The sequence below is a fragment of the Rubrivirga sp. genome (genome assembly GCF_965213695.1).
Taxonomy (GTDB): Bacteria; Bacteroidota; Rhodothermia; order Rhodothermales; family Rubricoccaceae; genus Rubrivirga.
In genome coordinates this window covers 115,519-139,120 of the sequence record NZ_OZ243912.1, presented here as the reverse complement: position 1 = coordinate 139,120, position 23,602 = coordinate 115,519, and the positions used below count along the sequence as shown (strand labels likewise).

18 protein-coding genes are annotated in these 23,602 nt (G+C 69.6%); 12 read left to right on the top strand and 6 right to left on the bottom strand.

Translation table 11 applies throughout. The features are described 5' to 3' along the window. Nucleotides 1-60 precede the first annotated feature (60 nt). Both ACOOHE_RS00615 and murQ read right to left on the bottom strand, forming a co-directional pair. Nucleotides 61-546, bottom strand: a complete 486-nt coding sequence (locus ACOOHE_RS00615; protein WP_420455867.1) for a hypothetical protein — start codon at nt 544-546, stop codon at nt 61-63. Nucleotides 547-692: 146 nt separating this feature from the next. Further along, nucleotides 693-1,622 (bottom strand): N-acetylmuramic acid 6-phosphate etherase, encoded by a 930-nt coding sequence (murQ, locus tag ACOOHE_RS00610; protein ID WP_420455866.1) that lies wholly within the window; start codon nt 1,620-1,622, stop codon nt 693-695. Between the two features lie 237 nt (nt 1,623-1,859). Between murQ and recF the strand changes: the two genes are divergently transcribed. Together recF and ACOOHE_RS00600 are read left to right on the top strand one after the other, a co-directional pair. Further along, entirely contained in the window at nt 1,860-3,011 is a 1,152-nt protein-coding gene (gene recF, locus ACOOHE_RS00605) for a DNA replication/repair protein RecF (RefSeq protein WP_420455865.1), read from the top strand. A gap of 2 nt (nt 3,012-3,013) precedes the next feature. Further along, a complete protein-coding gene (locus ACOOHE_RS00600) occupies nt 3,014-4,501 on the top strand; it encodes a M48 family metalloprotease (protein ID WP_420455864.1) in 1,488 nt (495 codons plus the stop codon). Nucleotides 4,502-4,561: 60 nt separating this feature from the next. Here ACOOHE_RS00600 and ACOOHE_RS00595 read toward each other — a convergent pair whose 3' ends face one another. After that, on the bottom strand, nt 4,562-4,981 hold the full coding sequence (locus tag ACOOHE_RS00595) for a MaoC family dehydratase (protein ID WP_420455863.1): 420 nt from the start codon (nt 4,979-4,981) through the stop codon (nt 4,562-4,564). A gap of 26 nt (nt 4,982-5,007) precedes the next feature. Beyond that, nucleotides 5,008-5,445: a thiol-disulfide oxidoreductase DCC family protein gene (locus tag ACOOHE_RS00590; RefSeq protein WP_420455862.1), complete on the bottom strand. Its 438-nt coding sequence runs from the start codon at nt 5,443-5,445 to the stop codon at nt 5,008-5,010. Nucleotides 5,446-5,640: 195 nt separating this feature from the next. On the opposite strand from ACOOHE_RS00590, the gene ACOOHE_RS00585 reads away from it, so the two are divergent. Continuing rightward, entirely contained in the window at nt 5,641-5,805 is a 165-nt protein-coding gene (locus ACOOHE_RS00585; RefSeq protein ID WP_420455861.1) for a hypothetical protein, read from the top strand. Nucleotides 5,806-5,872: 67 nt separating this feature from the next. After that, entirely contained in the window at nt 5,873-8,473 is a 2,601-nt protein-coding gene (locus ACOOHE_RS00580; RefSeq protein WP_420455860.1) for an efflux RND transporter permease subunit, read from the top strand. A 147-nt stretch (nt 8,474-8,620) separates the two neighbouring features. On the opposite strand, the gene ACOOHE_RS00575 is transcribed toward ACOOHE_RS00580, so the two are convergent. After that, nucleotides 8,621-9,766 (bottom strand): glycosyltransferase family 4 protein, encoded by a 1,146-nt coding sequence (locus ACOOHE_RS00575; RefSeq protein WP_420455859.1) that lies wholly within the window; start codon nt 9,764-9,766, stop codon nt 8,621-8,623. Nucleotides 9,767-9,818: 52 nt separating this feature from the next. Continuing rightward, complete coding sequence (gene uvrA, locus ACOOHE_RS00570; protein ID WP_420455858.1) at nt 9,819-12,749, bottom strand: excinuclease ABC subunit UvrA; 2,931 nt, start codon at nt 12,747-12,749, stop codon at nt 9,819-9,821. Between the two features lie 191 nt (nt 12,750-12,940). On the opposite strand from uvrA, the gene ACOOHE_RS00565 reads away from it, so the two are divergent. From ACOOHE_RS00565 to ACOOHE_RS00530, 8 genes are all read left to right on the top strand, one after another. Next, nucleotides 12,941-14,071 (top strand): mechanosensitive ion channel family protein, encoded by a 1,131-nt coding sequence (locus tag ACOOHE_RS00565; protein ID WP_420455857.1) that lies wholly within the window; start codon nt 12,941-12,943, stop codon nt 14,069-14,071. Nucleotides 14,072-14,318: 247 nt separating this feature from the next. Further along, the gene (locus tag ACOOHE_RS00560; RefSeq protein ID WP_420455856.1) at nt 14,319-16,391 is read left to right on the top strand and encodes a BatA domain-containing protein; all 2,073 of its coding nucleotides are present in this window, start codon (nt 14,319-14,321) and stop codon (nt 16,389-16,391) included. A gap of 358 nt (nt 16,392-16,749) precedes the next feature. Beyond that, a complete protein-coding gene (gene hflX, locus ACOOHE_RS00555; RefSeq protein WP_420455855.1) occupies nt 16,750-18,153 on the top strand; it encodes a GTPase HflX in 1,404 nt (467 codons plus the stop codon). A 149-nt stretch (nt 18,154-18,302) separates the two neighbouring features. Next, the gene (locus ACOOHE_RS00550) at nt 18,303-18,956 is read left to right on the top strand and encodes a CBS domain-containing protein (protein ID WP_420455854.1); all 654 of its coding nucleotides are present in this window, start codon (nt 18,303-18,305) and stop codon (nt 18,954-18,956) included. An 85-nt stretch (nt 18,957-19,041) separates the two neighbouring features. Then, a complete protein-coding gene (locus ACOOHE_RS00545) occupies nt 19,042-19,533 on the top strand; it encodes a hypothetical protein (RefSeq protein ID WP_420455853.1) in 492 nt (163 codons plus the stop codon). Between the two features lie 146 nt (nt 19,534-19,679). Next, a complete protein-coding gene (gyrB, locus tag ACOOHE_RS00540; protein ID WP_420455852.1) occupies nt 19,680-21,743 on the top strand; it encodes a DNA topoisomerase (ATP-hydrolyzing) subunit B in 2,064 nt (687 codons plus the stop codon). Nucleotides 21,744-21,833: 90 nt separating this feature from the next. After that, nucleotides 21,834-22,589 (top strand): GNAT family N-acetyltransferase, encoded by a 756-nt coding sequence (locus ACOOHE_RS00535; protein WP_420455851.1) that lies wholly within the window; start codon nt 21,834-21,836, stop codon nt 22,587-22,589. Between the two features lie 4 nt (nt 22,590-22,593). Next, nucleotides 22,594-23,598, top strand: a complete 1,005-nt coding sequence (locus tag ACOOHE_RS00530; protein ID WP_420455850.1) for a glycosyltransferase family 2 protein — start codon at nt 22,594-22,596, stop codon at nt 23,596-23,598. Nucleotides 23,599-23,602 lie beyond the last annotated feature (4 nt).

Genomic DNA, 23,602 nt, shown 5'->3' with positions numbered 1-23,602 from the left:
CACGTCGAGCCCGGATCCGTCGAGGACCCGGGCGGGGGAAGAACGGCACGCCCCGAGCGGTCAGAGGCGGTCGGCGAACAGAACGGTCCCATGCGGCATCCGGCCCTGAACGCGGTCGCCGGCGGCCGGGCTCGTCGGGTACGTCTCGCCGTTGAACCGGAGCCGGCGCGGACCGTGAGGGCTCGGAACGACCAGGTCGCTCCAGTACCCGCGTCCACGCACGGCCATGACGGGCCCGCTGACCATGCTGATCTCGGCGGCCGGCCGGAAGCGACCGAACTCCTCAGCGTCGAGGGCATCCATCTGCTCGAACACCAGGACGGTACAGCCGCCCGAGCCGCACCAGTCGGGCCCTTTGAGCAAGACGACGGCGTCGTCCAGGCCGTCGCGGTTAAGGTCTACCCAGGCCACGTTCACGGCTGACGGGTCCCATTCCAGTCCGAGGGGCTCGGCGTAGCTGGCGATGGCGTCCTCTAGGTCGCCTCGCCGGTCGTCGGTGGTGTCGACGGCGCAGGTGAGTGTGAGCAGGAGCGGGAGCAGCCACATGGGAAGAAGGGAATCGTCCGAGCCTGCGGCTGTTCCCTCGGTCGAAGGACTCCACGGCATCTCCGGGCCACCCCCAGACCGGGCCACGGTGATCCGTTCGGAGGTTCCCTCCGCCCTCTGTCACCGTCCTGTCTCTCCACCCGGCGTTATTCGGGCGCCGTCCCAGCGATGGCGTGGCGGACGAACCCGTCGGCGCGCTCGATCCGTCGCCGGGCCGCGTCGGCGTCGACCTCGGCCAGGAGCATGACGAGGGCGGTCTTGACGTGGCCGCCAGCGGCGTCGAGCGTCTCCGAGGCCGTGTCGTAGTCGACGCCGGTCGCGGTCATCACGATCTTTTTGGACCGCTCGACCAGCTTGAGGTTCGTCATCTGGAGGTCGACCATCATGTTCTCGTAGACCTTCCCGAGCCGGATCATGGTGGCCGTCGACAGCATGTTGAGGACGAGCTTGGTGGCCGTCCCGCTCTTCATCCGCGTCGAGCCCATGATGGGCTCCGGCCCCACGTCCGGGCAGATGGCGACGTCCACGTCAATCGTGAACTGGCTCCGCGGGTTGCACGTGACGAACAGCGTCCGCGCGCCGATCTCTCGGGCCCGGGCGACCGCGCCGACCACGTAGGGCGTCCGGCGGCTCGCGGCGATGCCGCAGACCACATCCCTGTCGGTGACCCCCGCGGCGTTGATGGCGTCGGCGCCGTTCGACTCGTGGTCTTCGGCTCCCTCTTGGGCCACGAACATGGCCTCGCGCCCGCCGGCGATCAGGCCCTGGACCTGCTCCGGGGGCGTCCCGAACGTCGGTGGGCACTCGGCCGCGTCCAAGACGCCCAGGCGCCCGCTCGTCCCGGCGCCGGCATAGAACAGCCGGCCTCCGTTTCGGAAAGCGTCTTCGATGATCTCGACCGCCTGCACCACGTAGGGCAACTCCGGCGTCACGGCGCCGACCGCGATCTGGTCCTCGCGGTGGAGCATTTCGATGATCTCCGGGAGCGGTGCCGTGTCGATCCTCATCGTCCGGGGGTTGCGTTTCTCGGTCGTGAGCGTTTGGAGTTGGTCGAAGAGAGCGGGGCGGTCGGGCATCGGCGCAGTGTGGTCGAAGGGAGCAAGCTAGCCCATGGCCCCACTGGCTCTCGGTGCTTGAGGGACGCCTGCGAAGGTCGCTGTGCTCGATTCCGTTTCACGTGGAACGACCCGGGAGTGTGAACTCGGCAACGGGCCTGGACGAAGCTTTTCAGGGTTCGGGGTGTGAGCGCCGGCACGCGACAGAGCGAACCGTGGCCCCCCCTCTTTGTATGACTTTGCCGTCTCCGTTTCGCTGTGCGCCTCCGTCGTCTGTCCCTTTCTTCCTTCCGCGGGCATCCCGACACGGAGATCGAGGCGGCCCCCCGAGTCAACCTTTTGGTCGGCCCCAACGGCGCGGGCAAGACGAACGTTTTGGAAGCGCTCGGATACCTCTGCCTGGGGAAGAGCTTTCTCGGCGCTTCCGACGCCACTGTCCTCCAGCGGGGCGCTCCCCATTTCGTGGTCGAAGGGTCGCTCGAGGGTGAGGACCGGCCGGACGTCCGACTCCGTGTCGCGTTCGTGCCGGGAGAGGGAAAGCGGGCGTTCGTCAATGGCGCCCCGCTCGACCGACTCACCGCTTTGGTCGGTCGCGCACCCGTCGTCGTCCTGTCGCCCGATGACCGGGACCTGACGGCGGGGGGGCCCGTCGAGCGGCGGCGGCTCCTCGACGCGACCCTCAGCCAAGCGTACCCGGTTTACCTCGACGACCTGTTGAAGTACCGTCGGGCGCTAAAGCAAAAGAACACCCTGCTCCAGCAGACCCGCCGGGGGCGCCCCTTGGCACCCGGCACTATGGATGCGTGGGACGAGGAGCTGGCATTGCTCGGAGGGCGCGTGGTCGAGCGGAGGCGCGCGTTCCTGGAGCGGTTCTCCGACCTGCTCGTCGAGGCCCACGTCTTGCTCGGGACGCCAGGTGGTGACCCGACGCTCCGCTACAGTCCATCGAGTGGAACCGATGGGAGCGACGACACCGACGCGCTCCGCCGTGCGCTCGCGCGGACCCGGCGCCGCAGCGGGGAGCTAGGTCGGACCCTCGTTGGTCCGCACCTCGACGAGGTCGAGTTCCAGATCGACGGGTTCGATCTCCGCCCGTACGCCTCTCAGGGTCAGCATCGCACGTTCGCGCTGGCCGTTCGGGTTGCTCAGTCGTTGTTCTTCCGCGAACGGACGGACGAGCCGCCGCTTTTGCTCCTCGACGATGTGTTCGGCCCGCTCGACCCCGCTCGCACTCGGGTGGTCCTCGATCTGCTCGTCTCCGGAGAGTTGGGGCAGTCGCTGATCACTGCCGCTCGGCCAGAACCCTTCAGTGGGGTCGTGCCGTTTGAGGACGACGCCCACGCTCTGTTCCACGTGGAACGCGGCGCTGTCACCGCACTTGACCCTTCCCTTTCCACCACGCTCTCTTGACCATGACGTCTCTACGCACCGCGTCCCGATCTGCGGCCCTCCTTCTCCTTGCACTGGTCGCGTCCGCTTGCGGGACGACCAACGTCAACTACGTGACGGGGGAGGAGCAGCGCGGGGCGTACACGTGGGCCCAAGAAGTCCAACTCGGCACCGAAGCCGATCAGCAAATCCAGGCCCAGTTCGGGGTCTACGACGACCCCGCGCTGACGGCCTACGTCGAGCGTGTGGCGGCGGACGTGCTCCAGACCAGCGCGTACAACGACCCCAGCACGCCCGCTGAGATCCGCAACACGCCGTTTTACTTCCGCGTGCTCGACTCGCCCGTCGTGAACGCATTTGCCCTCCCGGGTGGGTTCATCTATGTGACGAGGGGGCTGCTGGCGTACCTCGAAAACGAGGCCCAGCTAGCGGTCGTCCTCGGTCACGAGATCGGCCACGTACTCGGACGGCACTCGTCGGAGCAGGCGGCGAGAGCTCAGCTTAGCCAGTTCGGCCTTCTCGGCGCCGCCGTGCTCGGGGGGGTCGTCGGCGGAGGGCAAGTGGCTGAGGGGATCCTCAACTACGGTGGGACGGGGCTCCAGCTCCTCCAACTGAAGTACGGGCGTGGAGCCGAGCGCGAGGCCGACCAGGCGGGCGTCGCGTACGCCGAGTTCGCCGGGTACGACGCGACGGAAGCCTCGCGCTTCTTCATCTCGCTTCAACGCTTGGGCGAGCGGTCGGGCCAGAGCGTCCCCAACTTCCTGTCGACGCACCCAGACCCGGGGGAGCGGGCGCAGACCATCCCGCAGCTCGCGGCGCAGTACGACCCGGGCGGCACCGAGGTCGACGCGGCCCAGTATCTCGCTGAGATCGAGGGGATCATCCTCGGCGAAGACCCGAGGCAGGGTTACACCGAGGGGAACACCTTCTACCACCCCGAGCTCCGCTTCGCGTTCGACTACCCTCGCGGGTGGCAGACGCAGAACTCCCCGTCGGCCTTTTTGATGGGCGAGCCGAACGGGGCGGCCGTGATGCAGCTCACGCTCGCGTCCGAGTCGTCGGCGGCTGCGGCTGGCCGGGCGCTGGCCTCTCAGCAGGGGGTGCAGGTCCAGTCGAGCGGGGCGATCCGGGTCAATGGCAACACCGCGTACCGCGTCGAGGGGGCCGCGCAGCAGCAGAGTGGCGCGGTCGCCTTCTCAGCGACGTTTATCGAGTACGGGGGCAACGTCTACCAACTCCTCGGGCTGACGGCCCCCAACAGCTTCAGCCGCTACGCCTCGGCGTTCCGGTCGACCGCCGGCAGCTTCGAGCAGCTCAACGACAGCCGCTACCTCAACCGCCAGCCCTCGCGACTCGAGGTGATGACGGCGCCGAGCGGGGCCACTCTCCAATCGCTCCTCCAGGGGCGGACACTTCCGAACGGACTCTCGGCCGAGGAGGTCGCCATCATGAACCAGACGGAGCTGACGGCACGACTCCCCAACGGCGTGCGGGTCAAGCTGCCGGAGTAAACCGGCCGGCCAAACCCGACGACGGGGCCTGGGCAGCGGATGCTCAGGCCCCGTTTCTGTTTACTCATCCGCAGACGGCGGAATGACAACGGCCTCACCGCCCAGCGACATCTTGCCGTTGGAGTAGGCGTACATCCGCATCTTGACGTGGCCGTGGCGCTCGATCTTCTCGGCCACCTTCACCTCGATGGTCACCTCCTCACCGACGGGGACCGGGCGGAGGAATTTGGCGGACAGGGAGACGGCAATCGACCCCGGACCTGGGAAGTCGCGTCCCAACACTTTCGAGGCGATCCCGAGCAGGTACACGCCGTGGACGACCGGACGGCCGAACCGGCTCTGGCGCCCAGCCTCCTCGTCGACGTGGATCGGGTTGTCGTCCCCCGTGACGTCGGCGAACGCCCGGACGTCGTCCATCGTCAGCGTGCGCGACCAGGAGAAGCTGTCGCCGACAGAGAGGGACTCGTACGTGTGGGTCATAGGGGGAGAGGAAGGGGGTCGAGAGGCTACGACGTTCGGTCCGAAGACGCCAGCTCGTCCGCGTCGAGGAACCGCTCGCGGACGCCAGGTTCGGGCAACCGGCACTCGTCCCGAGTCCCAAACCATCGATACCGGTTCCGCGCAACGACATCGTAGACCCGGTCGCGGACGCTCCGTGGGACCCAGCGCCCGAGGGCGATCCAGCGCCACGGTGCGTCGAGCCGAGCCGCGACCCGCCACGCCGCTTCGGAACGGACGTGGCACGTCCCGTTCTCAACGAGGACGACCGAGTCGGTGGAAGCTCCGTCCAGCCCACACCGCGCGAGGAGTTGCCTCCCGACCTCGGACTGGAGCGAGGCGAACCGAAACGAGGCGACCGACTCGTGGTCGAGGACGAACTGGACGGACCGGTCGCACAGAGTGCAGACGCCGTCGAAGAGCAAAGTCGGACCGTCGTCGGACATGGGAAACCGGGACGCGAGGAGAGGGTCGTCTGTACGCACGTTGCCTCTGCTCGGATGCCACCCGGCCTGACGGTGTCTCTCGACAACCGGCTCGCGGAGCTCGCGCGTCTTCTCTTCACAGGAGTGCTGTCGGATCGGCGGTCCCGCGGTCCACGTCGCGACGACGGGGGAGATCGTCCCGAGCAAGAGCGGTCGGTGCCCCGAAGTTTTCTCGACCGGGTCGGCGCGGCGACCTTTACCCTCGGCTCGAACTCGACCGTGATGAAGATCTACGTTGGGTTCACTCTGTTTCTCGCTGGCGGTAATCGCCAGAGCCCCCGGGTTGGCAGCGTGCTCCGCTTGCTTGGGATTCCGGTCTGACGTTTCACGTGGAACGGGAAGCCATCGGTCGTTCTGGATCTAGTCTCCGCCGTCCCCCCGCGCGCACGTGGTTTTCGACCGACTCCGGTTCATCCCCCGCACCACCGTCCACCACCCGTTTTTGGTGGTCGGCGTGGCGCTCCTGCTGGCGGGCTTGGGGATTTGGAAGGCGCTCGACCTGAGGGTGGACGCCAACATCGTCACGCTGCTCCCGCCCGAGTACAAGAGTGTTCAGGCCATCCAGCGGCTTCAGGAGACGGTCGGGGCCGAGACGACGGTCGACGTGGCGATCCACAGCCCGTCGTTTGAACACAACCTGGCATTCGCCCAGTCTCTTGTGCCTGCGGCGATGACGATGGAACGGCCGGGCACCGACGACCCCTACTTCACCCGCGTCGACTTCCGCCGGGACGTCCGGTTCGTATCGGAGAACGCGCTGTACTTCGCCACCTTCGAGGAGCTCGACCGGCTCGAAGCGTTCTTGCGCGAGCAGGCCCAGCAGGTCCGCTCGGCGACGGATCCGCTGCGAATGGACCTGTTCCGGGTGGCGTCCGACAGCGCGAGGCAGGCCCGCCAACGCGAGGGAGACCAGCTCAGGGCCGACCTCGCCCAGCTCGCGCTCACCGAATATTTCCTCAGCCCGGACTCAACGACGCTCGTCGTCAAGTTCTACCCGACGGGGGCTCAGACCGACATCGGCTTCGTCGAGCAGCTCTACGCCGACCTCGACTCGACGATTGCGCGCGTCGGACCGGAGCGGTACGACCCCGAGATGACGGTGACGGCGGCCGGCCGGCTGCTGCGCCAGACCATCGAGGTCCGGTCGATCACGACCGACGTCCGGAACTCGTTCGGCGCCGGCGTCCTGTCGGTCATCCTGGCCGTCGTGCTCTACTTCCTCTACAAGTCGATCCAGGCGCGGACCGGCGGGCGGTTGGTGTGGAGCGTCGTCGGGAGCGAGCTCCTGCGGACGCCGGTGACGGCGCTCCTGCTGACCGTCCCACTGCTCATCAGCCTGTCGTGGGCCGGCGGCCTGGCGGCGGTCACGTTCGGGACGCTCAACCTGATGACGTCGACGTTGGGCCTCGTCCTGTTCGGCCTGGGCATCGACTACGGGATCCACTTCTACGCGCGCTACGCCGAGGAGCGGGGGGCGGGCCAGAGTGTGCCAGACGCGGTCGAGGAGACGTTCGTGAGCACGGGCCAAGGCATTGCGGTCTCCGCGCTGACAACGGCCTCTGCGCTCTTTGTGCTCCAGATAGCGGACTTCCGTGGGTTCAGCGAGTTCGGCCTCATCGGCGGTGTGGGCATCCTGTTCGCCTTGGTCTCGATGCTGACGGTCCTCCCGGCACTCTTGGCCATCGCTGAGCGGACGGGCGCGCTCGACCTCCGGCTCCGTGGTGAGGCCTCCCACGTCGAGGTGGAGCCGCGCTTCCCGTTCTCACGGACGATTGTCGTGGCGTGCCTGGCCATCACGGTCGTGTGCGTCGTCGCCATTCCGAGCGTGTCATTCGAGTACAACTTCTCGAACCTCGAGCCCGAGTACGACGAGTACTACCGACGCGCCGAGGCGCTCGAGCCCGTCTTCGGGCAGAGCGAGCGCCGGAACCCGGCCTACATCCTGCTCGACTCGCCAGAGAGCGTGAAGTCGGTCACGGAGGCGGTCGGCGCTCTCGCCGAGCAGGACTCGCTGATCCTGGCCGTCGAGAGCTTGCAGGAGCGGTTCCCAACCGACAGCGCGGGCGTCGCCGAGAAGCTCGCGCGCCTGGCCGACATCCGCGAAGTGCTCGACGACCCGTTCCTGCTCGCGGACACGACGGGCCAAATCGCCCGGCTCCGACGCGCCGCCTCGGCGACGGAGCCGATCCCGCTCGACAGCGTGCCGGCGTTCCTGACGCGGCCTTTCACAACTCGGAGCGGCGAGGTGGGCGACTTCGTCATCGTGTTTCCCCGCGGCAACATGGCCGACGGCCGGCGCTCGATCCGTTTCGCCGAACTCATCGGCCAGGTGACGACGCCCGAGGGGGGCTCGTTCTACGCGGCCTCCACTCAGCTCGTCGCCGCCGACATGCTCCGGCTGATGCAGGAGGAGAGCCCACTGATGGTGGGCGTGACGTTCGTGCTTGTCTTCGTGCTCGTTTACATCTCCTTCCGCTCTCTCAAGTGGACCTTGGTCGCAGTCGTGCCCCTTGTCGTTGGGTTGTCGTGGATGCTAGGAATGATGGAGTTGTTCGGCGTCCAACTCACGTTCTACAACCTGGTCGTCTTGCCGACCGTTCTCGGGATCGGCAACGACGGTGGGGTCCACCTTACCCACCGCTATCGGGAGGAGGGGAGAGGCTCGATCCGCCGCGTCCTGCGGTCGACGGGGGAGCACGTCACGATGGGCGCGCTCACCAACCTCGTCGGCTTCGGCGGTCTGTTGCTGTCGTCGCACCCCGGGCTCCGGTCGATCGGCGTGCTGGCCGTCGTCGGCATCGGCGGCACACTGGCGGCGACGCTCATCTTCTACCCCGCGCTGCTCCAGGTGGTCGAGGACAACCACTGGCTGGACCGCCGGCGGAGACGCCGTCGGCAGTACGATCTGGGGGACCCGGACGCCATCCGCCACCCGACGTTCAGGCTCCACCCGTCTGGGGAACCCTCTTCAGACTCAGATATTCCCTAACGGTCTTGTCGGGAGACAAAGCCGTCCAGTCGCATGGGCCCCCTCCCAATTGGAAGCGGCTCATCCGGCTAGATATCGACTCTAAACATCTATAATTCGAAGTCTTAAACCTTTAATTAGTCACTCGATTACCGCTTGTGATCGGCGCTACGGGAGCGACTCGCCTACGGAGACGACGCCTCTGTAATAGGTCACCATCCGGCCGAGGACTTCGGACCAGTCGTACGCGCGGGCGGCCTCTCGCGCTGCGGCACCGAGGCGAGTCCGCAGGCTGGGGTCTGCGACGAGCCGGCGGGTGGCCTCTGAAAAAGCGGCCCGGTCACGCGGCGGGCAGAGCAGTCCCGTCGCCTCGTGATCAATGAGGCTCGCGGTCCCGGCCGCGTCGGCCGCGACGACGCCGAGGCCGGAGGCCATCGCTTCGAGCGTGACGTTGCCGAACGTCTCGGTCTCGCTCGGAAAGAGGAACACGTCGGACGAGGCGTAGGCCGTCGATAGGTCGCCGCCCGAGAGGTGGCCGGCGAACACGGCGTTCGGGAGAGCCGACTCCAGGGTCTCGCGCTCCGGCCCGTCGCCGACGACGAGGGCGCGGACCGGCGCGCCCTCGGCTTGTAGCGACCGGACGGTCTCGGCGAACACGTCGAGCCCCTTCTCTTTCACGAGCCGGCTGACAAACGAGATCACGACGACGTCCGACGCGAACCCGTGCGCACGGCGCCAGTCGTTCGACCGAGCGTCCGGGCGGAACCGGTCGAGCTCGATGCCACGCGGCCACAGCCGCAACGTCGACGTGACGCCATGCGCGGCGAGCGCGTCACGCATCGCGGGCGTCGGCGCGTAGACCTCGTCGCAGCGGTTGTAGAACCGCCGGAGCGCCGCCCACAGCACGCCCTCCGCGAGCCCGAGGCGGTAGTAGTCGAGGTAGGAGGCGAAGTGCGTGTGGTACGTCGAGACGACCGGGATGCCGAGATCGCGCGCCCATGCCAGCGCCCGATGCCCGAGCACGTCCGGCGTCGCGATGTGGACGACGTGCGGCGCGAACCGCTCGACTTGGCGCTGCACCTCGGACGGAAACCTCGTGCTGACGCGGTACTCCGGCCGTCCCGGCGCAGCGACGGAGGGCACGGCGAGGAACCGACCCGGCTGGTTGAGCGGGTCGTCGATGGTCGGCCCGAGCACGAGCACCTCGTGGCCCTCATCGACGAGGTATCCAACGAGCCGGCCCAGCGTGCGCGAGACGCCGTCCTCGATGTGGTTGTAGTTGCCCGTGAACAGGGCGATCCGGAGCGGAGACACGGCGCTGAGGCGGGGGCAAAGTGAGAGATAGCCACGCTTGGCGCCCTCCGCACTACGCCAGTGCCGCGCGCAGGAACGGGGCTGTGTGGCTGGCCTCGACCGTCGCCACCTGCTCTGGCGTTCCTTCCGCCACCACAAATCCGCCGCGCCGCCCGCCCTCCGGGCCGATGTCGATCACCCAGTCGGCGGCCTTGATCACGTCCAGGTTGTGCTCGATCAGGACGACGGTGTGGCCGGCCTCGACGAGCGCGTTGAAGGCCGCGAGGAGCGTCTTGATGTCGTCGAAATGCAGGCCTGTCGTCGGCTCGTCGAACAGGTAGAGTGTGTGGCCCTGGTGCGACTTGCTGAGGTGGGCCGCCAGCTTGACCCGCTGCGCCTCGCCGCCGGACAGCGTGTTCGACGGTTGTCCCAGCGTGAGATACCCGAGCCCAACGTCCTGGAGCGTCTGAAGCCGACCGGCAACTCTCTTTTGGCCCTTAAAGAACGCGACGGCCTCATCGACGGTGAGGTCCAAAATCTCAGCGACGTTCTTCCCCTTGAACCGGATCTCGAGCACGTCCTGCTTGAACCGGGCCCCGTGACACGCCTCGCATTCGAGGTAGAGGTCGGCCAGGAACTGCATCTCGATTTGGACCACGCCCTCGCCCTGGCACGTCTCGCACCGCCCACCGGGCACGTTGAACGAGAACGTGCCGGCGCGGTACCCGCGGATCTTGGCCTGGTGCGTGCTCGCCAGCAGCTCGCGGATCGCGTCGAACGCTTTGATGTAGGTCACCGGGTTCGACCGCGGCGACTTGCCGATGGGCGACTGGTCCACCATCTCGACCGTCTCTACTAGGTCGGCGCCTGTGATCTCGTCGTGCGCGCCGACCTTGCCCTCGAAGTCGTTCCCTTTGATGCGCTGCAACCCTGCGTACAGCGTCGAGTGAACGAGGGTCGATTTGCCGCTCCCCGAGACGCCGGTGACGACCGTGATCGCGTCGAGCGGGAAGGCCACGTCGAGCCGCTTCAGGTTGTGCTGGCGCGCGCCCGTCACCGCGATCTGGCGGTCCGGGTCGGTGGGCCGACGGGTCTCGGGAACGGGGATCGACTTGCGGCCTGAGAGGTAGGCGCCGGTCAGGCTCCGGTCGTCGTCGAGCGCCTGGTCGAACGTGCCCTGGAACATGATCTCGCCGCCGAGCGCGCCCGAGCCCGGGCCGACGTCGATGAGCTGGTCGGCCCGGCGCATCATCTGCTCGTCGTGCTCGACCACGAGCACCGTATTGCCGATGTCGCGCAACCCCTCCAGGATCCCAATGAGCCGGTCGTTGTCGCGCGGGTGGAGCCCGATCGTCGGCTCGTCGAGAACGTACAAGCTGCCCACGAGAGACGAGCCGAGCGACGTCGCGAGGTTGATCCGCTGCGTTTCGCCGCCCGAGAGCGTCATCGCGAGCCGGTCGAGCGTGAGGTAGTCGAGGCCCACCTCGACGAGATAGTCCAGCCGCTTGCGGACCTCCGTCAGCAGCCGGCCGGCCACCTCTTGGTCGTGCTGGCTGAGCTCGACGGCGTCGAAGAACGCCCGGGCGTCGGCCGTCGTCAGCTCCGACAGCTCGCCGATGTGGAACCACGCGGGCGTGTCGCCTTCCGTGCCGAGGGCGGGCCCCTTCAGCTTGACGGTTAGCGCCTGCGGCCGGAGCCGGTAGCCGTCGCACGCCGGGCACCGCGTGTAGCCGCGGAAGCGCGCGGCGTAGATGCGGTAGTGCATCTTGTACTGCTTCTTCTGGAGGTACGAGAAGAAGCCATCGACACCGACGTACTCGCCCTGCCCTTTCCAGACGATGTCTTTCTGTCCCCTCGGAAGCAACGTGTACGGCGCGTCGAGGTCGATCCCCGCCTGCCCCGCGATGCGGACCAGCGACCGCTGATGTTTCGACCACTGCTCTGTCCGGAACGGCGCGAGGGCCCCCTGCCGCAGCGACAACTCGGGGTTCGGGATCACCAGGTCCGGGTCCACGCCGGGCACGCGGCCGAAGCCCTGGCACGCCGGGCACGCGCCGAGCGGGCTGTTAAACGAGAACAGTTGGGGCGTCGGCTCCTCGAACTCCATCCCGTCGCGCTCGAAGCGGGCCGAGAACTCCAGCGTCTCGAACGGTTGGTCGCGCGGCGCCGTGACCACGACGGCCCGCTCGTCGCCCTCGCGGAACGCTTGCTCGACCGAGTCCGCGATCCGGTTCGTGGTCGGGTCGCTGGCGGGGTGGGTCGCCAGCCGGTCCACCAGCACGAGCAAGCGGGAGACCGGCGTGCGGACCGACTCGGGCGGCGTCTCGTTAAGGTCGATGACCTCGGCCGCTGCGCCTTTTTCGGCCTGCTTCTCGGTCGGCAACGCGACCAGGCGGAAGAAGCCGCGCGCGCGCAGCGCTTCGAGCTCCTCGACCTTTTTCGCCCCCTTGTGCGCGGGGAATGGGAAGCAGAGGTAGAACCGCGTCTTCTCGGGCAACACGGCCTGGATCGCCTCGGCCGCCGACCGCGGGCTGTCGCGCGTGACGACCTCGCCGCTGACCGGCGACACCGTCGTGCCGACACGCGCCATCAGCAGGCGGAGGTAGTCGTAGACCTCGGTTTGGGTCGCGACCGTCGAGCGCGGGTTTTTCGTCCCCGTCTGCTGCTCAATAGCAATCGCTGGCGCCAGGCCCGTGATGAGGTCGACGTCCGGCTTGTCCATCCGGTCCAGAAACTGGCGGGCGTAGGCGCTCAGCGACTCGACGTAGCGCCGCTGCCCCTCGGCGTAGATCGTGTCGAACACCAGCGACGACTTGCCCGAGCCCGACGGCCCCGTCACGACGACGAGCTGCTTTTTGGGGATCGTGACGTCGACGTTCTTGAGGTTGTGCTGGCGCGCGCCCGTCACCACGAGATCGCGCCCGACGAATCGGTCCTTCGACGCGCCGTCGGTCGCCTTCTTTGCTTTGGGTGCTCGCTTCGGGGCCGTCTTCGTCTTCGCCATTGTCGGAGGGTGGGGCCGGGGCGCCGGCGTGCTCCGCCAGCGGGACGGGGAGCAACGCGGCGTGGGCAGCGAAGATGCCGCAGGCGTGTGAAACCGTGGTGTCAGCGGGCCGCGTGTGGAGAGCCCGTGACTGGAAGCGGTGCCACGGCGGGCTGGGCAACTCACCGAGGGGATCGGACCGTTGAGACTCCATGACCCGATTCCTCTCCCTGATCCCAACGCTCGCGCTCGACCCGTGGCCGGCGTTCGCCGTCACGCTCGCGGTCGCCGTCGGCGGGGCACTCGTGCTCCACGCCGCCGTGTACGGGGCGCTCCACCGCGTCCGCCGGGTCGCTCCGGAGCGGCTGCCGCTGCGCGGGCTGCTCGTCCAGGCGACCGAGCGGTCGGCGCGGTGGGCGTTGGTCCTGATGGCCGCGCGCGCCGCGCTCCCACGGCTGCCCGACGACGCGGAGGTGGTCGCCGGCCCCGTCGCGACCGCCTTGTCCATCGCGCTCGTGGTGGCCGTGGCGCGGCTGGTGGTCCGGGCCGTCGGTGCGGTCCGGCAGTCGCTCGGTGACCGGCTCGACACGGGCAAGGCCGACAACCTCTCGGAGCGCCGGATTCTGACCCAGATCGGTCTGTTCGAGCGCCTGCTCAACGTGGTCGTCGTCGTCGTGGCCGTCGCCGTGATCCTGCTCCACTTCGAGTCGGTCCGCCGGGTGGGCACGGGGCTGCTGGCGTCGGCGGGGATCGCTGGGATCGTGCTCGGGTTCGCGGCCCAGCGCGTGCTCGGCAACCTGTTCGCCGGCATCCAGATCGCCATCACCCAGCCCATCCGCGTCGACGACGTGGTCGTCGTTGAGGGCGAGTGGGCCCGCGTCGAGGAGATCACGCTGACCTACGTCGTCGTGCGGATCTGGGACTTGCGCCGGCTGGTCTTGCCGATCTCCTACTTTATCGAGACGCCGTTCCAGAACTGGACGCGGTCGTCGTCGCAGGTGCTGGGGACGGTCTACGTCCGGACAGACTACGACGTCCCCGTCGAGGCCGTCCGCGCCGAGGTCGGCCGACTCGTGGAGGCGTCGGAGTTTTTCGACGGGGACCTCTGGCGGCTTCACGTGACGGACCTGGGCGAGCGCGGCGTCGAGATGCGCGCGCTGATGTCGGCGGCCACCGCGGACGATGTGTGGGAGCTCCGGTGCGAGGTGCGGGAGGGGATCCTCCGGTGGCTCCGCGAGACGCACTCGGAGGCGCTGCCCCGGACGCGCGTCGTCTTCCCGGACGCCGACGGGCACCTGCCCGCCGGCGGAGATGGCGAGCTGGCGATCCGGCACGCCGGATAGAGCGGGGCGAGTGCCTTCTACCGGATCGTTGCTCCGCAACTCCCTCTTTGTCATCCTGAGCGGAGGCCGTCGTCGGCCGGAGTCGAAGGATCTAGCCGCTCGCCGCTTCGGAGCCTCCCGAGACCACGAGGCCGCGTGGAGTAGATCCTTCGCTGGCCTCAGGATGACAGGTAGGCGGGCCAAGAGCACGGTCGGATAGGCCGGTCGGGCCGCGCGCGAGCGGCGGGCGTGGCTACGTTCGGCGGCCATGGGCTTTCTGAATCCGCTCCTCCTGTTCGGGCTGGCCGCCGCGGCGATCCCCATCGTCGTCCACCTGTTCAACTTCCGCCGGCCCCAGCGGGTGGACTTCTCGACGCTCCGCTTCCTCCGCGAGATCGAGGCGACGGCGATGCGTCGCGTCCGGATCCGCCAGTGGCTCCTGCTCGCGCTGCGGACGCTCGCGATCCTGTTCCTCGTCCTCGCCTTCGCCCGGCCGACGCGGACGGCCGACGCGGGCGTGTTCGAGGAGGGGGCGGCCCGGAGCCTGGTCCTTGTCCTCGACAACAGCCGGTCGATGACGCTGCGCGACGCCCAGGGCGCCCTTATCGACCAGGCGCGGACGCTCGGGGCCGCCGTCGTCGAGGCGACCGGGAGCGGCGACGAGCGCGTGCTGCTGCCCGTCGCCCGGCCAGCCGAGTCCCGCGTGGTGCCGTACCAGACGGCCGGCCCCGTCCTGGACGCCATCGCGGCCACGCCTGCCCTCGCCGGCGCCGAGGCGCTGACGGCCGCCGTCGCCCGGGCCGGCAGCGTGCTCGACGGCGCCGTCCACCCGCGCCGCGAGATCGTCGTGGTGAGCGACCTCCAGGCGGCCACGTTCACCGACTCCGCGAGCGCGCGGCTCCCGGACGACGTGGACGTGACGCTGCTGCCGCTCGGCGCGCGCGCCCAGGTCAACACGGCCGTGACGGACGTCCGCGTCGTGAGCCGGATCGTCGAGCCCGGCCGGCCGGTCCAGGTCGAGGCGACCGTCGTGCGGTACGGCGGTCGTCCGGGGACGGTCGGCGCGGCCCTCTTGTTGGACGGCGAGCGCGTCGCCGAGACGGCGGTCGACGTGATTCCGGGCGAGCCGGTGCGGGTCCCGTTCACCGTCACGCCGCCGGCTCGCGGGTGGCTCGGCGGCGAGGTCCGAATCGAGGCCGACGGTGCCGAGTGGGACGACGCCCGCTACTTCGCGCTCCGCGTGCCGCCGCCGCCCCGCGTGCTCGTGGTCCGGGGCGACGGTCAGCGGGCCGATCTGGTCACGCTCGCGCTCGGCGTCGCGGCCGAGTCGGGTGGGCTCGCGCTCAATGAGATCGCTGAGGGCGCCCTGCCCGGCGCCGACCTCGACGCCTACGACGCCGTGGTTCTCGTGGGGCCGTCGTCGCTCGGCGACCCGGGTCGGCTGGCGTCGCTCGTAGCGTCGGGCGGCGGCGTGCTCGCGTTCCCCGGCGACGCCACCGACGCGCTCAACCCGCTGCTCGCGGCGCTCGGCGCCGGCCGCGTCGACGGCGCGGCCGGAGAGAGCGGAGGGGACGTGCTCGGAACCACGACCGACCTCGACCTCGACCACCCGCTCTTTGCCGGCGTGTTCGACGCGGCCCGCCCGACGCCCGAGTCCATCGACCTCCGCAAGATTGCCCGCTACCGCCCCGGCGGCGCCGACGAGACGACGCTCATTGCGACGCAGACGGGCACCCCGCTCTTGCAGGAGATCCGGCGGGGCGAGGGGAGCGTGCTGCTGTTCGGCGTCGCGCCCGATCTGGGGTGGAGCGACCTGCCCCAGCGTGGCCTGTTCGTCCCGCTGCTGTACCGGGCCGCGGCCTACCTCGCCGCCGGCTCATCCGTCGCCGACACGGGCGAGCTGGTGGCCCGCGAGGGCGGCACAATCCGCGTCGACGGCGTCGAGTCTGGGGCGGCCCTCCGGCTGGTCGGGCCCGACGGCGTGACGCTGACGCCGCTCCAGCGGACCGTTCCGGGCGCCGTCGTGCTCGACGTGGGCGACGCCGTCGCTCGGGCCGGGCTCTACCGCGTGGTCCAGGGCGACCGGACGTTGCGGGTCGTCGCCGTCAACGAGGACGCGCGCGAGTCGGACCCGGCGGCGCTCGATCCGGGCGAGGCCGCGCGTCGGCTCGAAGCCATCACCGGCCGGCCGGTCCGCGTGGTCGATGGCGCTGCCGGGCTGGCGGCCGACGGCGACCCGGCCGGGCTGCCGCTGTGGACCGTCTTCCTCGCCCTCGCCCTCGCGTGCCTGGTCGCCGAGACGCTCGTCACGACACGACGTCGCCCGGCGCCGTCCGAGTAAAACGACGGCGGCGGGAGAGGTTCAGGCTCCCCCGCCGCTGGCTCAGCCACACCACCACAGGCAGCCGAGAGAGGGGACGAGAGCCTCCCCCTCTTCGGGGGAGAGGGGGAAGCGAGGTGCCGTCCCAGCACAGCGAGAGTGGGGTCGAGGGGACGCGGGCCCTTGCGGACGTCCGCCGACCGAGTCAAAGATCGGCTCGGACGAGGGCCGAGCGCATCCTGTGATCCCACGAGATCAGCGCGCCAGCGAGGAGACGGCAGTGCTGCCACTGCGTCGTGTCCCTGCCTAGCTTTCACGGAGCCTCCGCACCGATCTCCCCGTCGGCGCGTTCACCCTCACCAACTATCGAGACTGCCTTTTGACGCAACGGACCTCCCGCGGACGCGAGACCGCCGTCCTCGTCGGCGTTCAGACGCCCGACACGACCCCCGCCGAGCTTCGCGACGGCTTAGATGAGCTCGAGCTCCTGACTGACACCGCTGGCGCCGACACGGCCGCCCGCGTCACCCAGAACCTCCCGCGCGTCCACGGCGCCACGTTCATCGGGAAAGGGAAGGTGGAGGAGCTCCGCCGGACCGTCGAGAAGCACGGCGCCGACCTGGTCGTGTTCGACGACGACCTGTCGCCGGTCCAGGTCCGCAATCTGGAGAAGGCGCTGAAGTCGGAGGAAACCAACGTCAAGCTGGTGGACCGGTCCGGGCTCATCCTGGACATCTTCGCCAGCCGGGCGCGCTCGGCGCAGGCCAAGACGCAGGTCGAGCTCGCCCAGCTCCAGTACCTCCGCTCGCGCCTGACGCGGGCCTGGACGCACCTCGAACGCCAAAAGGGCGGCATTGGGATGCGCGGGCCAGGCGAGACCCAGATCGAGACCGACCGCCGGCTCATCGGCAACCGGATCGCCGTCCTCAAGGACCAGCTCGAAAAGATCGACCGCCAGCGGACGACCCAGCGCAAGGGCCGCGCCGAGCAGACGCGCGTCGCGCTCGTCGGCTACACGAACGCCGGCAAGAGCACGCTCATGAACGCGCTCGCCGACGCCGACGTCTTCGCCGAGGACCGGCTGTTCGCCACGCTCGACGCGACCACGCGCCAGATCGCCCTCGACACCAACAAGCCGGTGCTCCTCGCCGACACGGTCGGCTTTATTCGCAAGCTCCCGCACTCGCTCGTCGAGAGCTTCAAGAGCACGCTCGACGAGGTCCGCGAGGCCGACGTCCTCCTCCACGTCGTCGACGTGACGCACCCGAACGCCGAGGACCACATCCGCGTCGTCCGCGAGACGCTGGCGGAGCTGGAGGCCGAGGACAAGCCGACGCTGATGGTGTTCAACAAGGTCGACGCGCTCGACGACGCCGGGCTGCTCGACCAGCTCCAGTCGGCGCACGATCACGCCGTGTTCGTCTCGGCCGCGCGCGGGATCGGGCTGGACGAGTTGAGGGCCCGGACGCTCGCGCTCGTCGAGGCCGATTACGTCGACCGGGTCGCGCTCTTGCCGGTCTCGAAGCCGAAGGCGCGGTCCCACGTCCACAGCGTGGCCGAGGTGCTGGACGAGACGTTCGGGTTCGCGGAGGACGCCTACGACGCAACGGCGCCGCCCGTCCCGGTCGTGCGGCTCCGGTTCCGGGCCTCGACCAAGAACGCGCCCGACCTCGACCGGATGCTCGCCAGCTACGGCAGCCTGCGCTGGCAGGAGCCCGCGGCCGACGTCTCCGGCGACGGCGCCGCCGAGGTCGCCTCGCTCGCCGACGACCCCGACGCCTGACCGCCCGCCGTCCGCGATCTCGCCGAACGGGCGCAGGTCCCGCTGAACGGTCGAGCCGCGCCGACGAGTCGCTGGATGTGGTACGCCTCTTGCGCGTCTAGTACGTACCGGGCGCGCTAGCTTGCCGTCCCGGTCGTCCCCCCACAGCCATGACCGTTGCCACCCTCCTCAGCCCTCTCGACCCGCTCTCGACAACGGACACCGTCGGCGAGGCGCTCCTCGAGCTGGCCGACGCCCACGTCGCGCACCTGCCCGTGCTCGACCCCACCGGACGGCTCGACTCGGTCGTGACCGAGGCGGCGCTCCGTGCCCACCCCGAGCCGGACGCCCCGCTCGGCGCGCTCGTCGCAGGCGAGCCGGTGTCCATCGGCCTCGACACGCACGTGTTCGACGCGGCCCACCTGCTCCGCCAGCATGGCCTGAGCGTGTTGCCGGTGCTGGCCGAAGACGGCGCGTACGCGGGCCTGGTCGTCCGCCAGGACGTGTTCGCCCAGCTCGCCCACATGCTGGCGACCGAGGAGCCGGGCGCGATCATCGTGCTCGACGCGGCGCGGGACAACTTCTCGCTGGGCCAGGTGGCCCAGATCATCGAGCAGAACGGGGTCCGCATCTTGTCCGTGTCAACGGAGGACGACCCCGGCGCCGGCTACGTCCGGGTCACGCTCAAGCTGAACGTGAGCGACACGGCGCGCGTCCGCCACGTGATGGCCCACTACGACTACCGCGTGACGGCCGTGTTCGACGAGGCCGAGGACGATCTCGAGGAGCGCGCCGCGGCCTTCCTCCGCTACCTGAACGTTTGAGGTCCCGCAGGTTGAGCGGGTATCGCGGGGTTGGCGCGTTGAACCCGCCGGACCTGTTCTACCTGCTCGACCCCCCAAACCCTGAATGCGCGACCACTCGCACCCCGCCGTCGCCTTCCACGCCGTGGCCTTGGTGGCCGCCGCGCGGTCGGCGCTGAACGCGGCCCGCCAGATCGGCGACCGGCGGGCGGGGCGCGATGCGTCGGAGCAGGAGCCGGTGGGCTCGGCTCGGGCGGACCTCGGCGAGCTGTGGGCCGAGCTGGGCGCCCACGTCGTCCGGCTCCGGCTGCGCGTGGTGACCGGCGTGCCCGAGAGCCCGGCCGCCGCTCTGGCCCAGGCGTTCGAAGACCGGACGCTGCTGGACGATCTCGGGCGGACCGTTGGCGTGATCCACCAGAAGCTGCTCAGCCTGTACCCGGCCGTCGGAGAGGTCGTGGTCGAGGAGGCCCGGCGGCTCGCGGTCGAGGCCCGTCGCCGGGCCGTCGCCGACGCCTACGACGTCGGGCTGGCCGCGTTCGTCGCCCGAGTGAGCGACCTCCGGGACGCTCTCCGCGACACGCTAGGAGAGGGTGTTTGAGCCGTGTGAACAGGCGGTGACGGGGCCAATAGGAGGAGGGCGCGGGCGTTAAGAAATCACGGCTCGGAAAGCCGTCTGGCCGTAAATTTGGCCGGTTTGATGCGGGTCCCTTCGAGCCCGCGCGTCCCCCCTCCGACCCCCGACCGATGTCTGACACGAACGGCACCGACCGTCCCTACGAGAACGCCGCAACTCCGGACGGCCAGACCCCGACGCCCCCGGCCAACGCGCTGGCGGTCCCCCCGTCGGCGGGTGACGGTTCGGCTCCGCTCACCACAGGCTCCGCGCCCAAGGAGTACGGCGCGGGCAACATCCAGGTGCTCGAGGGCCTAGAGGCCGTCCGCAAGCGGCCGGCCATGTACATCGGCGACGTCGGCGTGCGCGGGCTCCACCACTTGGTCTACGAGGTCGTGGACAACTCGATCGACGAGGCGCTGGCGGGCTACTGCGACCACATCGAGGTCACGATCCACCGCGACAACTCGATCTCCGTCGCCGACGACGGGCGCGGGATCCCCGTCGCGATGCACCCGACCGAGGGCAAGCCGGCCGTCGAGGTCGTGATGACGGTCCTCCACGCCGGCGGCAAGTTCGACAAGGACACCTACAAGGTCTCGGGCGGGCTCCACGGCGTCGGCGTGAGCTGCGTGAACGCCCTCAGCGACCGGCTCGACGTCGAGGTCCGCCGCGACGGGGGCGTGTTCAAGATGGCCTTCGAGAAGGGCGACACGGTCGAGGAGCTCACGCGGGTGAGGGACCTCGGGCCGGACGAGGAGACCGGTACGACGGTCACGTTCAAGCCGGACACGGGCATCTTCTTCGACCGCGTCTACCGCTTCGACACCCTCGCGGCGCGGATGCGCGAGCTGGCCTACCTCAACAAGGGCATCACGATCACGCTCACCGACGAGCGCGAGGACGACCCCGAGCTCGGCGTCGAGACGTACCACTCGGAGGGCGGCCTGGCCGAGTTCGTGGCCTACCTCGACGAGGCCCGCGACAGCCTGTTCGACGACGCGATCCACATCGAGGACGAGGACGCCGAGGTGCCCGTGTCGCTCGCGATGCGCTACAACACGGGCTACCAGGAGAACGTCCTGTCGTTCGTCAACAACATCAACACGCACGAGGGCGGCACGCACGTCTCGGGCTTCCGCCGCGCGCTCACGCGGACGCTCAAGAGCTACGCCGACAACAACGACCTGCTCAAGAAGGCCAAGGTCGCGCTGTCCGGCGACGACTTCCGCGAGGGGCTCACGGCCGTGCTGTCGGTCAAGGTCCAGGAGCCGCAGTTCGAGGGCCAGACCAAGACCAAGCTGGGCAACGGCGAGGTCCAAGGCGCCGTCGAGAGCCTGGTGGCCCAGAAGCTCGGCGAGTGGCTCGAGGACCACCCGCGCGAGGCCAAGATCATCGTCCAGAAGGTGGTCCTGAGCGCTCAGGCGCGGACGGCGGCCCGGCGCGCCCGCGAGCTCGTCCAGCGAAAGTCTGCCTTCGGCGGCGGCGGCCTGCCGGGCAAGCTGGCCGACTGCGCGTCGAAGGACGCGAGCGAGTCGGAGTTGTACCTCGTCGAGGGCGACTCGGCGGGCGGCTCGGCGAAGCAGGCGCGCGACCGGCACTTCCAGGCCATCCTGCCGTTGCGCGGCAAGATCCTCAACGTCGAGAAGGCCCGGCTCGACAAGATCTTGGACAACGAGGAGATCAAGAACATGGTGACCGCCCTCGGCGTCCAGATCGCCGCCGGCGCCGACGAGTTCTCGGCCGAGAAGCTCCGCTACCACAAAATCGTCCTGATGACGGACGCCGACGTGGACGGGGCCCACATCCGGACGCTGCTGCTCACGTTCATCTACCGCTACCTCCGCCCGCTGTTGGAGGCCGGCTACATCTACATCGCGCTCCCGCCGCTTTACCGCGCCAAAAAGGGCAAGCGCGAGGTCTACTGCTGGACCGACCAGCAGCTCGAAGAGGCCATCCGCGAGCTCGGCGGCGCGGCCGGCGTCGGCGTCCAGCGCTACAAGGGGCTCGGCGAGATGAACCCCGAGCAGCTGTGGTCCACGACGATGGACCCCGAGCACCGGATGCTCCAGCTCGTCACCATCGAGGACGCCGCCGCGGCCGACAAGACGTTCTCGACGCTCATGGGCGACGCCGTCGAGCCCCGGCGCAAGTTTATCGAGCGGAACGCGAAGTACGCCACCATCGACACGTAGCAGCCGTGGCCACCCGGCTGGCGGCGCTCGCGGCCGGCGCCCCCCACCATGCACGCACGGTACCGACCGGCTCCGGACGTCTGGGACGGGATGCCCGTCTCGGCTGAGGCGTTCGACCGCCTGCCACGTCCGCCAGGGTGGAAGTACGAGATGTGGGACGGACGCCTCCGCCTCGAGCCGGACTGGCGCCACGAGATCGCACGCTGGACCGGCGTGGTGCCGGACGCCGCCGCTCCGTCCGGCGTCGCCATCGAGCCGGTGGAGGGCACCGAGCGGGCGAGTCTCGCGAACGCCGCTGCCGCCGCGTTCGCAGGCAGCCCAGACTTCTTCGCCGTCTCCGACGAGCGCTGCCGTCAACGACTGGCGGAGGGCATCGCCGAGGCGCTGGACTTGGAACCGGAGTGGGTCCGCCGGGCGCAGCGGCTGGCACGCGCGGAAGAGGGCGTGGTCGGGCTGCTGCTCCTGCGCGAGGTCGAGGGCGGCGTGACGCTGGAGACGGTCGGCGTCCGGCCAGGCTGGCGTCGGCGCGGGCTCGGCGCGGCGATGCTGCAAGCCGTCCTCGGCGCTCTTCCGGACGGCGTCGACGTGCGGAGCTGCTGGCTCATCGCCAACCGTGAGAGCGGGGCGTGGCACCGGAGCGTCGGCTTCGACGTCCTGCCGACGTCCGTTTCGCTGCACGCCCACCGAATCGCGGAGCGGTGGACGAGCGGGCCACCGACGCTCGGCGACCTCACGCGCCTGAGGGACGAGGTGCGGGCCCGCGAGGGACACGAGCGGGACGGACGCGCGCCAGACCCGTTCGCGTTCGCTCGGCCCATCCATCGCCGCCCCACCGGCGTAGGTTGACGCCATGTCGCAGATCCCGCCCACGGGGCGCCCCGACCTCTCCGTCGTCGTCCCGGTCTACAGCGAGGCCGAGAGCCTGCCGACGCTCGCCGACGAGATCCGCCAGGCCCTCGACCAAGCCGGGCTGACGTTCGAGGTCTGGCTCGTCGACGACGGCTCAGACGACGGGTCGTGGGGCGTCATCGAACGTCTGCACCGCCGGGACGCGCGGTTCGCGGGCGTCCGGTTCCGGCGCAACTACGGCAAGAGCGCCGCGCTCGCGGCCGGCTTCCGCCGGGCGACCGGCCGCTGCGTCGCCACGCTCGACGCCGACCTCCAGGACGACCCCGCCGAGCTGCCCGAGATGGTCGCCCGGCTCGACGCCGGCGCCGACTTGGTCAGCGGGTGGAAGCGCAGGCGGCGCGACCCGTGGGAAAAGCGGCTGCCGTCGAAGTTCTTCAACCACGTCACGCGCTGGCTCTCGGGGATCCCGCTCCACGACTTCAACTCGGGCATCAAGGCGTACCGCCGCGAGGTGGTCGAGAGCGTCCGGGTGTACGGCGAGCTCCACCGCTACATCCCGCTGCTGGCCAAGTGGGAGGGGTACACGGCCATCGAGGAGCAGGTCGTGAACCACCGACCCCGGCGCCACGGGACGACGAAATTCGGGTTCGAGCGCTACCTCCGCGGCTTCCTCGACCTGATCACGGTCGTGTTCTTGACCCGGTTCGCCCGGCGGCCGATGGTGTTCTTCGGAGGCCTGGGCACGGTCGGGTTCGTCTTGGGCTTCCTGATGCTGGCCTACCTGAGCGTGGTCAAGCTTGTCTACGGGCAGCCCATCGGCGACCGGCCGCTGCTCCTGTTCGGCATCCTGCTGATCCTGCTCGGCGCGCAGTCGTTCCTGGCCGGGCTCCTGGGCGAGATGATCGTGCGGCCCGAGATGGAGCGGCCCGAGCGCTACGACGTCCGTGAGGAGGTGGCGCCGGAGCCCGAGGTCGCGGTCCGCCAGCGGCCCGCCGTCAGGGCGTAGACGT

Bases quoted from the DNA above. Each gene is read 5' to 3' on its own strand.
- ACOOHE_RS00545 (WP_420455853.1), top strand. From the start codon at position 19,042: ATGCGCGACCACTCGCACCCCGCCGTCGCCTTCCACGCCGTGGCCTTG.
- gyrB (WP_420455852.1), top strand. From the start codon at position 19,680: ATGTCTGACACGAACGGCACCGACCGTCCCTACGAGAACGCCGCAACT.
- ACOOHE_RS00590 (WP_420455862.1), bottom strand. From the start codon at position 5,445: ATGTCCGACGACGGTCCGACTTTGCTCTTCGACGGCGTCTGCACTCTG.
- ACOOHE_RS00560 (WP_420455856.1), top strand. From the start codon at position 14,319: ATGGGCTTTCTGAATCCGCTCCTCCTGTTCGGGCTGGCCGCCGCGGCG.
- ACOOHE_RS00600 (WP_420455864.1), top strand. From the start codon at position 3,014: ATGACGTCTCTACGCACCGCGTCCCGATCTGCGGCCCTCCTTCTCCTT.
- ACOOHE_RS00595 (WP_420455863.1), bottom strand. From the start codon at position 4,981: ATGACCCACACGTACGAGTCCCTCTCTGTCGGCGACAGCTTCTCCTGG.
- ACOOHE_RS00550 (WP_420455854.1), top strand. From the start codon at position 18,303: ATGACCGTTGCCACCCTCCTCAGCCCTCTCGACCCGCTCTCGACAACG.
- ACOOHE_RS00565 (WP_420455857.1), top strand. From the start codon at position 12,941: ATGACCCGATTCCTCTCCCTGATCCCAACGCTCGCGCTCGACCCGTGG.
- ACOOHE_RS00530 (WP_420455850.1), top strand. From the start codon at position 22,594: ATGTCGCAGATCCCGCCCACGGGGCGCCCCGACCTCTCCGTCGTCGTC.
- uvrA (WP_420455858.1), bottom strand. From the start codon at position 12,749: ATGGCGAAGACGAAGACGGCCCCGAAGCGAGCACCCAAAGCAAAGAAG.
- ACOOHE_RS00615 (WP_420455867.1), bottom strand. From the start codon at position 546: ATGTGGCTGCTCCCGCTCCTGCTCACACTCACCTGCGCCGTCGACACC.
- murQ (WP_420455866.1), bottom strand. From the start codon at position 1,622: ATGCCCGACCGCCCCGCTCTCTTCGACCAACTCCAAACGCTCACGACC.
- ACOOHE_RS00535 (WP_420455851.1), top strand. From the start codon at position 21,834: ATGCCCGTCTCGGCTGAGGCGTTCGACCGCCTGCCACGTCCGCCAGGG.